Genomic DNA, 13,598 nt, shown 5'->3' on the forward strand with positions numbered 1-13,598 from the left:
TAATATGTACTATTACCTAAACTTTGATATGGTTAATTAGACACATTTCAACGCAAAAGGATCGCTAATGTTCAAAAATATGCAAATCTTACTTTTCAGTGCGCTGATACTTGTAACCAATCAGGCCATCTGTGCAGAACAAGCAAACTATAAAGTCGAAAATATTAAAGACAACGTATATCGCTTTAGTGCTGGCCATTATCACAGCGCTTTTATGATTGTTGATAACCAGGCCTTAGTGACTGATCCTATTAATAGCGATGCCGCAAAATACTTAAAAAGCTATATCAAGAAAACCTTTAACGCCGAAATCAAATTTATGCTGTACAGCCATAGCCATGTTGACCATGCGATGGGCGGTAATGAGCTAATCGATAACAACACCACGGTCGTTGCTCATCAATTTGCAGCTGAGGACCTTAAATTAAATAAAGTGCCTACTGCCCTGCCTGATCTTACATTTACCGATACACTAAAAGTCGATTTAGGTGATAGTTACGTGCAGCTGAAATATTATGGGCCTAATAATGGCCGAGGCAATGTCAGTATGCGCTTTATGCCTGCTAACGTACTTTATGTTGTTGATTGGATTGTGCTTGGCCGCATGCCATATAAAAACCTGATTGGTTACGATATTAACGGCATGCTGCATTCAACCAAAGCGGTGCTAAATGAACCTGCGTTTGCTGCATTTATAGGTGGCCATGCAGATACTGGCAACCGCGATGATGTTGTCTCGTACTTACACTATATTCAAGACTTACACACTGCCGTGCGCGATGGCATGTTAAAAGGTAAAAACCTTGCGACCTTACAAAAAGAAATAAGCTTGCCTAAATACAGCCATTTAAAAATGTACCAGCAATGGCTACCACTGAATATTAAGGGTGTGTATAACAACCTTGTCGAGATGGGTTATTTTAATTTTCGCAGCGACATTGATGCTCAGTTTTAACTGAGCATCAATAGCGAGATAAAAACGCGTTAAGTTCTTCACTCATACGTGCAACAAGCGATTTTGGGCCACCATCATACATATCGTTATGGCGCGAATCTTTAAGCTTAATTTGCGTCACTGGGTATACAGCGAGCTCTTGCGGCGTTAGCAATACGTTGTCATCTGCTGGGTAATCGCTACCGCGTAGTGTCAGTACAGCAATATTTTTGTTCCTTGGGGTCAGCATACGGCGATGATCAAGGGTGATCAGCTTAGACACCTTAGCGGGATAAATAGCGGCATATAATGCTGCAATATCTCCCCCATTTGAGTGCCCAAATAAAGTGAGCTGATTAAAGTCATACGCAGGGTAACGCTTTGCAAGTTCTACGGCTAAAAACTCAAGGGTTTGCACACCACGGTGCCAGTTTTCCATACGGGTAGTCATGTATGGTGGCTCAGGGTTTAAACTCGGATCACCTTTTAACTCATGAGCAACTTCAACCGTTAAATAACCATGCTGATGAAAGGCCTGCTGAGCAAATTGATAGTCTGTATGTGCCATACCATAGCCTGCCCCAATAAACGCCACGGGGCATTTCTTCTTTATCGTGCATTTGCTATCGGCTGCTGTAATGGTCACCGGAATATGGCGTGCCCGCTCAGTATCAAACGGTGTCTCTGTTTGATTTGCAAAGGCTGTTTGCCCGCAAAGCGTTAAAGCGAGCAATAGCGCCGCCTTTTTAATATTTAACATGCTAATTTGAATTCTAAGCTACGTTTAACCATAGGCCACTCACCATCAATAATTGAAAACACCACGGTGTCGCGTACGCATCCATCAGCCATTATTTGGTGATTACGAAGCACCCCATCTTGTTTCGCCCCTAAGCGAGCAATAGCATTGCGCGAAGCCTGATTATGCCAATGGGTACGAAACTCAACAGCAATCACATTAAGTGTTTCAAATGCATAACTCAGCAGCAGTTTTTTACAATCAGTATTAACCCCAGTACGCTGAAAACGCTTGGCATACCATGTATAGCCAATTTCTAAACGGCGGTTTTTACTGTCGATATTACAAAAGCGAGTTGAGCCTATCACCTCATCGGTGTGTTTATCGATGACAGCAAATGGTAATGCGCGACCAAGTGACTGTTGTTCAAACGCCATACTTAAATAATCGTCAACACGTTCTTCATTAGGCACCGAGGTAAACCAAAGCTCCCAAAGCTTTCCATCTGAAGCGGCGCTAACTAGAGCATCACGGTGCTCAAGCGTTAACGGCACTAATTTAACAAATTGACCTTCTAAGGTGATGGGACTTAAATCCATAACTTTTCTTAACCTTAAGTAGCAATAATATTTAATCCACCAGCTCTATATCGAGCCCTGCTAATAAATCCAAAGCGGCATAACGTTCAAATTTGGCCTTACTGATATTGTTAGCTGTTATATCAATGGCGAAGTGGCTGGCACCAATAAAGTTAGCCTTACTGAGGTTGGTTTGTTGGAACAAGCTGTCACGAAAGTCCGTATCAGTAAAATCAGCTGAAGATAAATCTGCATGTCTAAAATCAACATCTTTGGCAAAACAGCTACGCATTTTTAAAGCTTTTAAACTAAGTTCAAAAAAGCTGCTGTGGCTAAGTTCACAACCAACAAAACTCACGGAAGCACGGCTGGCGAGTAGTGGCCAATCAACATCAGTAAAGCGCACGCTGGTTAATTTACACTGTTTAAAGCTTACTTCTTCAAGCGAGGTGTATCTAAGCCCAAGGGCAGCTAAATTACAGTTTTTAAACTCGCACTCTATGAACCGACAGTTTTCAAACTGACTATTGCTAAAGTCACAGTCGATAAATTCACATTGCTCAAATTCGCAATGCGAAAATGTTTGCCCTGCAAGGTTTGCTTCAAAGGTGTGTTCAAAATAAAGCGAATGGCTTGCGATCACGCGGTGGTCTCAATATCTTGTTTAAGCGCAAGTACTGCAATAAAAATAAGACCAAACAATGGAATTAGCCCTAGTAACCCACCAATAACGGCCACTACGATTGGTGTTGAGGTTTTGCGCTTACCTAAGTAATAGCTGATAGCGGCAAACACAGGAATTAAAATAACAATTATTTGCCCGATTAAAGTTGCACTGATATTCATTCTCTCTCCTTGAAGAACATACTAAATATTCATTTAAGCACAAAAAAACCCTAAGGCATACACCTTAGGGTTATTATTCATTAAGTCTTATAATTCAGGTTATTATGAATTATTCAGCGTCTTTCGCTACAACATCAATAGCAAGCTCAGTTAATGCATCTGCATTTGCTTTGCTTGGTGCATCTGTTAATAAACATGATGCTTGAGTTGTTTTAGGGAAAGCAATAACGTCACGAATGTTATCAGTACCGCATAACAACATAACTAAGCGGTCAAGACCAAACGCAAGACCTGCATGCGGTGGCGTACCGTATTTAAGTGCATCAAGTAAGAAACCAAACTTGTCTTGTTGCTCTTGCGCTTCGATACCTAAAATTCTGAATGCTGTTTCTTGCATTTCTGCATTGTGAATACGTACCGAACCACCACCAACTTCGTAGCCGTTTAATACCATGTCGTATGCATCTGATAGTGCACCAGCTGGGTTTGCTTCAAGCTCTTCAGGAGAAATACCTTTCGGTGCAGTAAATGGGTGGTGAACCGCATGCAATGTACCTTCGTCGTCTTCTTCGAACATAGGGAAGTCAACAACCCATAATGGTTTCCAGCTATCTAGATCAGTAATGCCTAAATCAACACCAATCTTAAGACGTAGCGCACCCATTGCTTCGTTTACAACGTTGCGCTTGTCAGCACCAAATAAAATGATGTCGCCAGATTGTGCGTTAGTACGCTCAAGTAACTGGTTGATCACCTCTTCGTTTAAGAACTTAGCGATTGGTGATTGTACACCTTCAACGCCCGCAGCACGGTCGTTCACTTTCATCCATGCTAGGCCTTTCGCGCCATAGATACCAATGAACTTAGTGTAATCGTCGATTTGTTTACGAGAAAGCTCAGCACCGCCTGGTACAGTTAATACAGCAACACGGCCTTTTTCGTCATTAGCAGGACCAGAGAATACTTTAAACTCAACGTCTTTTACTAAATCAGCAACGTCTACAAGTTGCATTGGGTTACGTAAGTCTGGTTTATCAGAACCATATAAACTCATTGCTTCGCTGTATGGCATTACTGGGAAGTCGCCTAAATCAACGTCTAATAATGATTGCCACATTTCACGGATCATTTTCTCAGTCATTGCACGCACTTCATCAGAGCTCATGAATGACGTCTCTAAATCGATTTGTGTGAATTCTGGCTGACGGTCAGCACGTAAATCTTCGTCACGGAAACATTTAACAATTTGATAGTAACGGTCAAAGCCCGACATCATTAATAATTGTTTAAATAACTGTGGTGACTGAGGTAAAGCGTAGAAGCTCCCCTTGTGAACACGGCTAGGTACTAAGTAGTCACGCGCACCTTCTGGCGTTGCTTTTGTTAGTACCGGTGTTTCGATATCTAAGAAACCGTTGTCATCTAAGAAACGACGCACAAAGCTGCTCGCTTTTGCACGAAGTTTGATACGGTCGCTCATTTCAAGACGACGTAAATCTAGGTAACGGTATTTTAAGCGGCGCTCTTCAGAGTTTTGCTGATTAAAATCAAGTGGTAATGGCTCTGAACGGTTGATGATGGTTAAGCTTGTGCCTAAAATTTCAACTTCACCTGTTGCCATGTCTTTATTTACTTGGCTATCAGGGCGTGCGCGAACAACACCTTTTAACTGCACACAAAACTCTTGACGTAGTTTATTCGCAGTATCCATTAATCCTTCTACTTCAGGATCAAAAACAACTTGTACTAAACCTTCTCTGTCACGTAAATCGACGAAGATAAGGCCACCAAGGTCACGGCGTTTGTTGATCCAACCACATAGTTCAACTTCTTGATCTACGTGAGATTTGTTTAGCTGTCCGCAATATATAGAGCGCATAGTATTCCTGTCAGTTAAAGACTTATAGCCGCCTGCTCTTAAGAGTTCGCTATTTTGAGAGCAAAAGCCACTATACAAAGTAATCATTTAAGGCAGAGCATTATACCCAAACCATCGCAAAATGCGAGTGCCAGCAGTGCCTGTCGGGGGCTAAATATATACCCCGACTTCTGAGCAAACATTTCTTTTGATACACTAGCTAAAGTTTAAATTTATTGGTTGGTTTAATGCTGTATTTAGGTTGTCCGCAGTGGTCTAGCACCGCATGGAAAGGAAATTTACTCTCTAGTCACTGTAAAAGCGCCGACATGCTCAGTGAATATGCGCAATGCTTTAACTCAGTCGAGGGCAACACCAGTTTTTATGCTGATCCAAGTCATGAGTCATTATTGCGCTGGCATGATGCGGTACCCGAAGACTTTAAATTTACTTTTAAGTTTCATCGGCGTTTTAGTCACGAATTACAACTGACGAATATAACTAGTGAGCTTAATGCGTGGCTAAACTTATTTGAGCCAATTTTTGCTAAAACGGGGCAAATAATGTTGCAGCTACCCCGTGCCTTTGGACCAGATGCACTGCCACTGCTTGCTAATTTTATTGCACAACTACCCAAACAACTTAGTTACGGTATAGAAGTACGTCACCCCGGTTTCTTTCAAAAAGATGATGCAGAAATTCGTTTAAATCAGCTATTAATTGAAAATAATATAGACCGTATCAGTATGGATACCCGCGCTTTATTTGCTGTACCCGCCGATACCGATGCACTCATTGATGCGCAAAAGAAAAAACCTTATTTACCTGTGCATGCCATTGCAACAGGAAATCAGCCTATGCTGCGCTTTGTGATTGCCAGTCTTGAACATGAATACAAGTCGTATTACCAGCCATGGCTGAAAAAAGTAAAGCAATGGCTTGATGAAGGAAAATCACCCTATTTGTTTTTTCATACCGCAGATAATCGCCAGTCACCACTTTTAGCAAGACAGTTTTGCCAAGATTTAGGTTACAATCACCCCGTGCTCGCACCTTTTATGGGTGAACGCGAAGCAAGCCAAAGCAGTTTATTTTAGCGCCCGATTTATCAGAGAAAATATGAAAGATTACAGCCGTTATTTTCAAGGTTACCCGCCTCACATCATTGAGCAAGTGTTACAGCTATTTAATGGCGACAGAGCTGCTAACTACCTAAAGGGCAAATACCCTGATGCGCATAGCATTACCAGCGATAAAGCTTTATACAGTTACGCCACTGAGCTGAAAAAGCGCTACCTTAAAAATGCCCTGCCTTTTGGTCGTGCTGCATTCAAAAAACAAGGCGATATGGTCACGAATGCCTTAGGCACCCATACTTTCCGTATGCAAGGTAAAACCCGAAAACACGACCTTGCCATTAATAGCGACCTACTTCGCGCACCTGAGCCACTTCTCAAAGCACTCGTCGTACACGAGCTGGCTCATTTTAAAGAAAAAGACCACAACAAAGCTTTCTATCAACTATGCTGCCACATGGAGCCGCAATATCATCAACTAGAACTAGATTTAAGAATATTCAGTGTGCTGGTAGGTGAAGGGAAAAATCCGTATTAAAACTATCAGCTATCAGCTATCAAAAACATAAAACCTGGGGAATGAATGTTGAGCTCTTGTTGTTCAAAAACTCTAATAACTATCCCCCATCTCGATCAGCTAAAAACTGACGGCTGAAAGCTGATAGCTAAACTTCTGAAACCTCAAACCTTCTTTGCCCTATCAGCTGCCCAGACTCGGTAACCACTTTAACGACCCATTTCCCTGCAGCATTAGCAGGGAAATTCGTTTTATGGCTCCACGCTCGATAGCCCTCTTTACGACCACCAGAAATATCCAAGGCTATGCGGTCAACTTCTTTTCGATTATGCACCCAAACGTGGAAGATTTTTTCATTTAACCCTCGCGGTGCTTTTACCGCACTAAAACTATATAGACCTTTTTCATGTAAGCTCTGCTCAGTGAGTTCTGATATTGGCGAAAGCGGTTTACGAGCTTGTTCATCAAGCTGATACGACATGCTCATATCGGTTAAACGCAGTGCCGCAGGTGGCACAAAACTACGTAATTGCCAAAGCCCGGTACCTAATGCACAAAGCAATAACACCAACAGCGGGAAACGCCACCATTTAGCATTGGGCATCAAATTACCAAGACTTGGAATCGTTAAAATAACAGCCGTGATCAGCGCTATTTCAAAACTTTGGCTGGTCGTTAACTTTAATAAAATTGGCAAGGTAACCGACAGCACGACAAACAAAGAAAAGCTATGAAACACACTAAACCAGACACTGTGTCTTGCGAGCTTTTTGTAATAGAGGGGGTCAACAACAGAAACGAACGCACAAAGTATAATTAAAGCGGTAAACGCGGCCTGCCCATGGTCCCAGGTTGTCACTGCTAAGAAAAATGGTAAGGCAAAAAACAAACTTTCTTGCTGCACAACTTGCAGCGCAAAGCGCATGACGTTAGGCGACACCGCCACACCAAAACGCTCCTCTACTTTATCTCTTAGCCAGTTATCTATTAACAACCACAACCAAGTGACTAATAGCAAAATAGAGATAAGTTGCGAAAACGATTCTTTTCGCTCAACAAAGACATAGCTTGCTACACCACTGCAAAAAGCCAACACCGCCATCAACCCCGGCCGCTTCTGCATCATGAAAACAAATTTAGTTATAAAGTTTTTTAAGTAATTCATGTAATCATCAAATCCATTTAAGGCTTTATGAGTAAAGCATAAATTGGATGAATGTAGGCTTTAAAACGAGCTTTAAGTTCAAAGCTTTAAACTGTAAGGTATTTTGATGAAGCCAAACGAGCATCGAGTATTTTTCTAAAAGGAACAAATGGAATGGCGTATAAAGTCTTGATAATACTTTTATTAATTTCTAAGTGTACAACTGCGAATGCATTTGAAGATTATAGTTTTTTAAATGGTGAATGGTTTTGCAAAATGAAATCAGTATTACCAAACGATGCAATACTAGAAGTTGATAGCCACATAACTACTTCAATTAAAGATTTAAACTCATATTCAAAAAGCTTTTTTAAATTTTATTTCAAACAAAACCCTGATTTGGCTTCTGTTATCTCTGTTGAATCCACAGAAAAAATGGATTTCGAGGGTGATATAATGATCAGCTTTGATTCTAAAACCCATAAAACAAATTTAATCAAAGACGATCTCAATTTATTTTCACCAGAGTCTGTTAAAAGCTTTACTCGAGGGCCTTCAGTGACAGTTAAAACGAAAATCAAAAAAATAGACGATGAAACTATTAAATTAATTGGGATCCCTGACAAAGATATTATCAATTGCTCTAAAAAACAAAAAAGCGCGGTCTGACCCGCGCCTCTATTTTATCTGACGGCTGATAGCTGACAGCTCAAGTCGTTAGGTTACAAACCAAGCTCTGCCATAAAATCATCATCTGCATCGTCTGCTTGTGATGATGCTTTTTGCTTTTCAGCTTTTTGTTTAGCTTCGTTTTCGATGATGTCATCCGGGTCAACGGCTTCTGAAATATCAAAATCATGTAGTTTGATAAACTCAGTTTTATCCATGGCTAATTCTAGATAGAAGATATTTTGCTTCGCTGTAGTGAAGGTCACACGGCGCGCTTGTGGTCTATCCATGGTGGTATCAACAGAGATTTGCACCTGTTTATTAATCGCCATCATCTTAGGTTGGTTTTGCGTGATAGAAGTATGCAACTGGTCGCGTACTTTTGACGTAAAGTCACCAACGATTTGGTTCATCAGCTCGCCGAGTACGTTTGCCACATCATCTGATAAATGGCTTTGTGCAATTTCGTCCTCAGGCATACCCATGTTACGCATATAGTCATGGTAAATTTCCATAGCTGCTTGCGCTGTGAAGTTTGTTACCACAAGACCGGTAAAGCCACCATCGAACAATACAAAACAGCCAATATCTGGGCGCATACAGGTGCGGGTGATTTTTTGAACCATAGCAGAATAACTAATACTGTTACCGCTTGCTGAAGACAGAACTCCAGTCACTGAATGACACAGAGTTGATAAGATATCTTCTGTACTGATCACTTTGCTTTTTGTCATTAAACTTCTCTTTTTTGTACTTGTTATTGATAATTCTAGCCAAGCTACTGAATTTATCACTGACTATCCAGTTAAAAATGCTAAAATAGCGGTATTATTTTTTAAAGAGACTGTTCACGTGACGCAAAAAGACAGTATTTATGCCACTGAGCAAGCGGTTAAAGACTTTAGCTTTGACCAACATGTAGTAGAAGTTTTCCCTGATATGATCCAGCGCTCGGTGCCTGGTTATGCAACTATTGTTAGCACCATGGGTAAGCTGGCTGGCGAGTACGCGCAAAGCAATTCAAACCTATACGACTTAGGCTGTTCTCTTGGTGCTGTAACGTTAAGTATGCGCCGCAATATTCGCACTGATAACTGTAATATCATTGCTGTTGATAATTCAGAAGCGATGGTTGAGCGCTGTAAATTACATTTACAAGGTTTTCGCTCTGATGTGCCGGTCACGGTTACACTGGGTGATATCAACGATTTAGCTATCGAGAATGCCTCTGTGGTCGCGATGAACTTTACACTACAGTTTATTCCACCTGAAAAGCGCCAAGCGGTGCTTGAAAAGATTTATGCAAATTTAAAACCAGGCGGTGTTTTGCTGCTGAGCGAAAAAATTAGAGGTGAAAATGAGCAATGCGATAATTTGCTCATTGATTTACACCATGATTTTAAACGTCACAACGGCTATTCGGAGCTTGAGATCAGCCAAAAGCGTACGGCTATCGAAAATGTCATGCGCCCCGATCATTTATCTACCCACTTAAACCGATTAAGTGAAATTGGTTTTAGCCAAACGCAAGTGTGGTATCAATGTTTTAACTTCTGCTCGATGATTGCAATCAAGTAATCATCACAACGATATAAAGAGTATTTCATGTCTCAATGGTTTAACCAATTTTACGCTGCGATTGCACAAAGCCCGCTTAGCCACTGGCTCGAAACTTTGCCTGGTCAATTAAAACACTGGGAACTAGAAGCCAGCCACGGTGATTTACCGAAATGGCAAAAAGTGCTGAAAAACTTACCTGAGGTAAGCACAAACCATGTGAATCTTCAGGATAAAGTACAAATTGGCACCGGTGATGAGCTATCTGAAGGTCAGCAAAAACAGTTAACGCATTTATTAAAGCGCATGATGCCATGGCGTAAAGGGCCATTTAGCTTACACGGTATCGAAATTGATACTGAGTGGCGCAGTGATTGGAAATGGGATCGTTTACTGCCTCATATCGAACCGTTAAAAGGCCGCACTGTGCTTGATATTGGCTGTGGCTCAGGTTATCACTTGTGGCGCATGCGCGGTGAAGGCGCTAATTTTGTAGTGGGCATTGATCCATCTGATTTATTCTTATGCCAATTCCAAGCGATAAAGCATTATCACCAAGATGAAAACGTGCATTTATTGCCGTTAGGTGTTGAAGCTCTGCCAGAGCTAAAAGCATTCGATACGGTATTTTCAATGGGTGTTTTATATCATCGTCGTTCACCTATCGACTTTTTAGCGCAATTAAAAGCACAGCTTCGCCCTGGTGGTGAGTTAGTCCTTGAAACACTGGTTGTTGAAGGTGATGAGCACACAGTTTTAGTGCCAACTGACCGCTATGCGAAAATGCGTAATGTATGGTTTATCCCAAGCACCGCGGCATTAAAACTATGGATGGAGCGCGTTGGCTTTAAAGATGTACAAGTTAAAGACTGCGCAATCACAACGCTTGAAGAACAACGTAAAACCCAGTGGATGGAAAACGAATCATTAGTCGACTTTTTAGACCCAAATGACACCAGCAAAACCATTGAAGGTTACCCTGCCCCTCTTCGCGCTATTTTAACCGCGAAAGCTTAACAAATAGTGAGAAGTTTCGAGTTTCAAGGTTAAAAGTTCATTTGCCTGATACTTTTGCCTTGGAACTTGAAAACAAAAAACCGGACAACTGTCCTTGTCAAGTCGGTTAAAGTAATTTTTCAACTAGCCGCGCCAGTGCAATTGTTGTAAAATACGCGCGTTTCTAAGCAACCCACATGCAACTTTTTTGAGGAAAACCTGTGAGCGAACAAAAACAGTCTCTTAGCTATAAAGACGCGGGCGTAGATATCGATGCCGGTAATGCACTTGTTGAGCGTATTAAAGGCGTAGTTAAAAAAACCAGACGTCCTGAAGTAATGGGCGGTATCGGTGGTTTTGGCGCACTTTGCGAACTACCAACTGGCTATAAAGAGCCTGTACTGGTTGCTGGCACAGACGGTGTTGGTACAAAACTACGTTTAGCAATCGATCTTAAAAAGCACGACACAGTGGGTATCGACCTTGTTGCTATGTGTGTAAACGACCTTATTGTACAAGGTGCAGAGCCACTATTTTTCCTTGATTACTATGCAACTGGTAAATTAGACGTAGATACTGCGGCTGATGTTGTAACAGGTATTGGTAAAGGCTGTGAGCTTTCTGGCTGCGCTTTAATCGGTGGTGAAACTGCTGAAATGCCAGGTATGTACGACGGCGAAGACTACGACATGGCTGGTTTCTGTACTGGTGTTGTAGAAAAATCAAAAATTATCGACGGTACTAAAGTTGCTGCAGGCGACCAATTAATCGCTCTTGCATCAAGTGGTCCTCACTCAAACGGCTTCTCATTAATTCGTAAAGTTCTTGAAGTATCTGGTGCAGACACAAGCGCAGAGCTTGAAGGCAAAACACTAGGCGATCACCTTTTAGAGCCAACTCGTATCTACGTTAAACAACTACTTGAGCTATTCAAGCAGGTTGACGTTCATGCGTTATCTCACATCACGGGTGGTGGTTTCTGGGAAAACATCCCGCGCGTACTTCCTGAATCTGCAAAAGCAGTAATCAAAGGTGATAGCTGGGAATGGCCTGTTGTTTTCAACTGGTTACAAGAAAACGGCAACATCACAACACACGAAATGTACCGTACATTTAACTGTGGTGTAGGCATGGTTTTAGTTGTTCCAGCTGACAAACTTGAGCAAAGCTTAACAATTCTTAAAGATCTTGGCGAAAATGCATGGCATATCGGTGAGATCCAAGATGCGAAAGCAGGTGAAGAGCAAGTAGAAATTTTAGGTGGTCGTGACTAATGACCCCTTGTCGTCTTGTTGTATTAATTTCTGGTAGCGGTTCTAACCTTCAAGCCATCATTGACGCGTGTGCGCGTGGTGAGATAAAGGCCGAAATCGCCGCTGTAATTAGTAATAAAGCCGACGCCTATGGCCTTGAGCGAGCAAAAAATGCAGGTATACAAACACGTGTACTAAGCCATAAAGATTTTGATTCGCGCGAGGCCTATGATGCTGAGTTAATGGACATTATTGACAATTTTGAACCAAATCTAGTTGTATTAGCTGGTTTTATGCGTATTCTTACACCTAGCTTAGTGCAAAAGTTTAAGGGAAAAATGTTGAACATTCACCCTTCTTTGTTGCCTAAGTACCAAGGGCTGAATACCCACCAACGAGCGATAGATGCAAAAGATGACGTTCATGGTGTTAGTGTTCACTTTGTCACAGAAGAGCTAGACGGCGGTCCCGTTGTTCTTCAAGCCAAAGTTCCGGTACTCGAAAACGATACCGCAGAGACACTCGCACAACGTGTTCATCAGCAAGAACATATAATCTATCCATTGGTGGTCAAGTGGTTCAGTGAACAACGACTCAAGATGGAAGCAGATTATGCAGTTTTTGACGAAAAGAAACTTCCTGCACACGGCGCGCACTACCCAGAATAAAAATCTAAGTGCCCTACTCGCTTGTGTGGGCACTTTATTACTTCCTACCAGTGTTTTAGCTGGCGACCTCACTCAATACCAAGCCAAATACGATGTACTTCGTAAAGGCGAAACCCATGGTAAAGCAGTACGCGAGCTGAAAAAAGCCGCTGACGGTAACTACGTGATCACCTATCACAGTGAAATCGAATGGATGATTTTTTCGGACTCACGAAAAGAAACATCCATGTTTACTTATCATGATCAGAAAGTTTCTCCAATGAGTTACACCATGGAGCGCTCAGGCACAGGGCCTGATAAAGAATACAGCTTGAAATTTGATGCGACGCAAAAACAAGTTCAAAGCAGCCAAAGTAAATATCCTCTTAAAATTGATTGGTCAGATGAATTTCAAGATTCACTGTCTTATCAAGTGCAAGTTCGCGAAGAGCTAAAACAAGGCAAAACGCAATTATCTTATCCACTTGTTGATAAAAAAGGCAATTTACGTAACTACAACTTTGAAGTTGTCGGCACAGAAATGATTTCATTGCCCATCGGCAATGTAGAAGCGATTAAAGTAAAACGTTTATACGATAACGACAAGCGTCAAGCACTCGCTTGGTTTGCCCCAGAAATGGACTACATGCTAGTTCGTATGTGGAAAGGTGAAAAAGGCGTAGAGCAATTTGAAGTGCAACTTAATTCATTTACCGTGACCACGCCAGTCGCCGTAACAAATAATGAAGTGAGTAATGAAGCGCCTGAGTAGCGCTTCATCTTT

The 13,598-nt window shown here is 41.7% G+C and carries 16 protein-coding genes; 9 read left to right on the top strand and 7 right to left on the bottom strand.

The features are described from left to right. Positions 1 to 67: 67 nt before the first annotated feature. Positions 68 to 955, top strand: coding sequence for an MBL fold metallo-hydrolase (locus AN213_RS00745; protein ID WP_236702868.1), 888 nt, complete (start codon positions 68 to 70; stop codon positions 953 to 955). Positions 956 to 962: 7 nt separating this feature from the next. Here the strand turns inward: AN213_RS00745 and AN213_RS00750 are convergent, their stop codons facing one another. From AN213_RS00750 to aspS, 5 genes are all read right to left on the bottom strand, one after another. After that, a complete protein-coding gene (locus tag AN213_RS00750; protein WP_055196846.1) occupies positions 963 to 1,694 on the bottom strand; it encodes an alpha/beta hydrolase in 732 nt (243 codons plus the stop codon). Further along, positions 1,688 to 2,272 carry a GNAT family N-acetyltransferase gene (locus AN213_RS00755; RefSeq protein WP_054561764.1) on the bottom strand — a complete coding sequence of 195 codons (585 nt, stop codon included), beginning with the start codon at positions 2,270 to 2,272 and terminating at the stop codon, positions 1,688 to 1,690. Before AN213_RS00755 ends, AN213_RS00750 begins: the two co-directional genes overlap by 7 nt. 31 nt (positions 2,273 to 2,303) lie before the next feature. After that, positions 2,304 to 2,894: a pentapeptide repeat-containing protein gene (locus tag AN213_RS00760; protein WP_236702869.1), complete on the bottom strand. Its 591-nt coding sequence runs from the start codon at positions 2,892 to 2,894 to the stop codon at positions 2,304 to 2,306. Beyond that, positions 2,891 to 3,097 carry a hypothetical protein gene (locus AN213_RS00765; protein ID WP_054561765.1) on the bottom strand — a complete coding sequence of 69 codons (207 nt, stop codon included), beginning with the start codon at positions 3,095 to 3,097 and terminating at the stop codon, positions 2,891 to 2,893. The genes AN213_RS00760 and AN213_RS00765 overlap by 4 nt, the downstream gene beginning before the upstream one ends. A 109-nt stretch (positions 3,098 to 3,206) precedes the next feature. Continuing rightward, a complete protein-coding gene (aspS, locus tag AN213_RS00770) occupies positions 3,207 to 4,976 on the bottom strand; it encodes an aspartate--tRNA ligase (RefSeq protein ID WP_054561766.1) in 1,770 nt (589 codons plus the stop codon). A gap of 227 nt (positions 4,977 to 5,203) precedes the next feature. Between aspS and AN213_RS00775 the strand changes: the two genes are divergently transcribed. Both AN213_RS00775 and AN213_RS00780 read left to right on the top strand, forming a co-directional pair. Further along, positions 5,204 to 6,052: a DUF72 domain-containing protein gene (locus AN213_RS00775; protein ID WP_054561767.1), complete on the top strand. Its 849-nt coding sequence runs from the start codon at positions 5,204 to 5,206 to the stop codon at positions 6,050 to 6,052. A gap of 22 nt (positions 6,053 to 6,074) precedes the next feature. Beyond that, positions 6,075 to 6,569 (top strand): M48 family metallopeptidase, encoded by a 495-nt coding sequence (locus AN213_RS00780; RefSeq protein WP_054561768.1) that lies wholly within the window; start codon positions 6,075 to 6,077, stop codon positions 6,567 to 6,569. A 127-nt stretch (positions 6,570 to 6,696) separates the two neighbouring features. Here AN213_RS00780 and AN213_RS00785 read toward each other — a convergent pair whose 3' ends face one another. Further along, positions 6,697 to 7,713: a DUF5924 family protein gene (locus AN213_RS00785; RefSeq protein ID WP_055021526.1), complete on the bottom strand. Its 1,017-nt coding sequence runs from the start codon at positions 7,711 to 7,713 to the stop codon at positions 6,697 to 6,699. Positions 7,714 to 7,866: 153 nt separating this feature from the next. On the opposite strand from AN213_RS00785, the gene AN213_RS00790 reads away from it, so the two are divergent. Next, complete coding sequence (locus AN213_RS00790; RefSeq protein WP_055196849.1) at positions 7,867 to 8,361, top strand: hypothetical protein; 495 nt, start codon at positions 7,867 to 7,869, stop codon at positions 8,359 to 8,361. 53 nt (positions 8,362 to 8,414) lie between these two features. On the opposite strand, the gene AN213_RS00795 is transcribed toward AN213_RS00790, so the two are convergent. Beyond that, positions 8,415 to 9,095: a DUF3334 family protein gene (locus tag AN213_RS00795; protein WP_054561772.1), complete on the bottom strand. Its 681-nt coding sequence runs from the start codon at positions 9,093 to 9,095 to the stop codon at positions 8,415 to 8,417. A gap of 118 nt (positions 9,096 to 9,213) precedes the next feature. On the opposite strand from AN213_RS00795, the gene cmoA reads away from it, so the two are divergent. The 5 genes from cmoA to AN213_RS00820 all read left to right on the top strand — a co-directional run bounded on the left by cmoA (position 9,214) and on the right by AN213_RS00820 (position 13,586). Next, positions 9,214 to 9,939 carry a carboxy-S-adenosyl-L-methionine synthase CmoA gene (gene cmoA / locus AN213_RS00800; RefSeq protein ID WP_054551943.1) on the top strand — a complete coding sequence of 242 codons (726 nt, stop codon included), beginning with the start codon at positions 9,214 to 9,216 and terminating at the stop codon, positions 9,937 to 9,939. A 27-nt stretch (positions 9,940 to 9,966) separates the two neighbouring features. After that, positions 9,967 to 10,935, top strand: a complete 969-nt coding sequence (gene cmoB / locus AN213_RS00805) for a tRNA 5-methoxyuridine(34)/uridine 5-oxyacetic acid(34) synthase CmoB (protein WP_054551592.1) — start codon at positions 9,967 to 9,969, stop codon at positions 10,933 to 10,935. Between the two features lie 200 nt (positions 10,936 to 11,135). Beyond that, positions 11,136 to 12,188, top strand: a complete 1,053-nt coding sequence (gene purM, locus AN213_RS00810; protein WP_054551593.1) for a phosphoribosylformylglycinamidine cyclo-ligase — start codon at positions 11,136 to 11,138, stop codon at positions 12,186 to 12,188. After that, positions 12,188 to 12,835, top strand: a complete 648-nt coding sequence (gene purN / locus AN213_RS00815) for a phosphoribosylglycinamide formyltransferase (RefSeq protein ID WP_054551594.1) — start codon at positions 12,188 to 12,190, stop codon at positions 12,833 to 12,835. Before purM ends, purN begins: the two co-directional genes overlap by 1 nt. Next, positions 12,780 to 13,586, top strand: a complete 807-nt coding sequence (locus AN213_RS00820) for a DUF3108 domain-containing protein (protein ID WP_082401575.1) — start codon at positions 12,780 to 12,782, stop codon at positions 13,584 to 13,586. Before purN ends, AN213_RS00820 begins: the two co-directional genes overlap by 56 nt. The last annotated feature ends 12 nt before the right edge of the window (positions 13,587 to 13,598 follow it).

It is taken from the genome of Pseudoalteromonas sp. P1-8 (genome assembly GCF_001399985.1).
Taxonomy (GTDB): domain Bacteria; phylum Pseudomonadota; class Gammaproteobacteria; order Enterobacterales; family Alteromonadaceae; genus Pseudoalteromonas.

Coding starts and splice junctions, on each gene's coding strand:
- AN213_RS00775 (WP_054561767.1), top strand. CDS start 5,204: ATGCTGTATTTAGGTTGTCCGCAGTGGTCTAGCACCGCATGGAAAGGA.
- AN213_RS00765 (WP_054561765.1), bottom strand. CDS start 3,097: ATGAATATCAGTGCAACTTTAATCGGGCAAATAATTGTTATTTTAATT.
- AN213_RS00820 (WP_082401575.1), top strand. CDS start 12,780: ATGCAGTTTTTGACGAAAAGAAACTTCCTGCACACGGCGCGCACTACC.
- AN213_RS00785 (WP_055021526.1), bottom strand. CDS start 7,713: ATGAATTACTTAAAAAACTTTATAACTAAATTTGTTTTCATGATGCAG.
- AN213_RS00790 (WP_055196849.1), top strand. CDS start 7,867: ATGGCGTATAAAGTCTTGATAATACTTTTATTAATTTCTAAGTGTACA.
- AN213_RS00795 (WP_054561772.1), bottom strand. CDS start 9,095: ATGACAAAAAGCAAAGTGATCAGTACAGAAGATATCTTATCAACTCTG.
- AN213_RS00745 (WP_236702868.1), top strand. CDS start 68: ATGTTCAAAAATATGCAAATCTTACTTTTCAGTGCGCTGATACTTGTA.
- purN (WP_054551594.1), top strand. CDS start 12,188: ATGACCCCTTGTCGTCTTGTTGTATTAATTTCTGGTAGCGGTTCTAAC.
- AN213_RS00755 (WP_054561764.1), bottom strand. CDS start 2,272: ATGGATTTAAGTCCCATCACCTTAGAAGGTCAATTTGTTAAATTAGTG.
- cmoB (WP_054551592.1), top strand. CDS start 9,967: ATGTCTCAATGGTTTAACCAATTTTACGCTGCGATTGCACAAAGCCCG.
- AN213_RS00780 (WP_054561768.1), top strand. CDS start 6,075: ATGAAAGATTACAGCCGTTATTTTCAAGGTTACCCGCCTCACATCATT.
- AN213_RS00750 (WP_055196846.1), bottom strand. CDS start 1,694: ATGTTAAATATTAAAAAGGCGGCGCTATTGCTCGCTTTAACGCTTTGC.
- aspS (WP_054561766.1), bottom strand. CDS start 4,976: ATGCGCTCTATATATTGCGGACAGCTAAACAAATCTCACGTAGATCAA.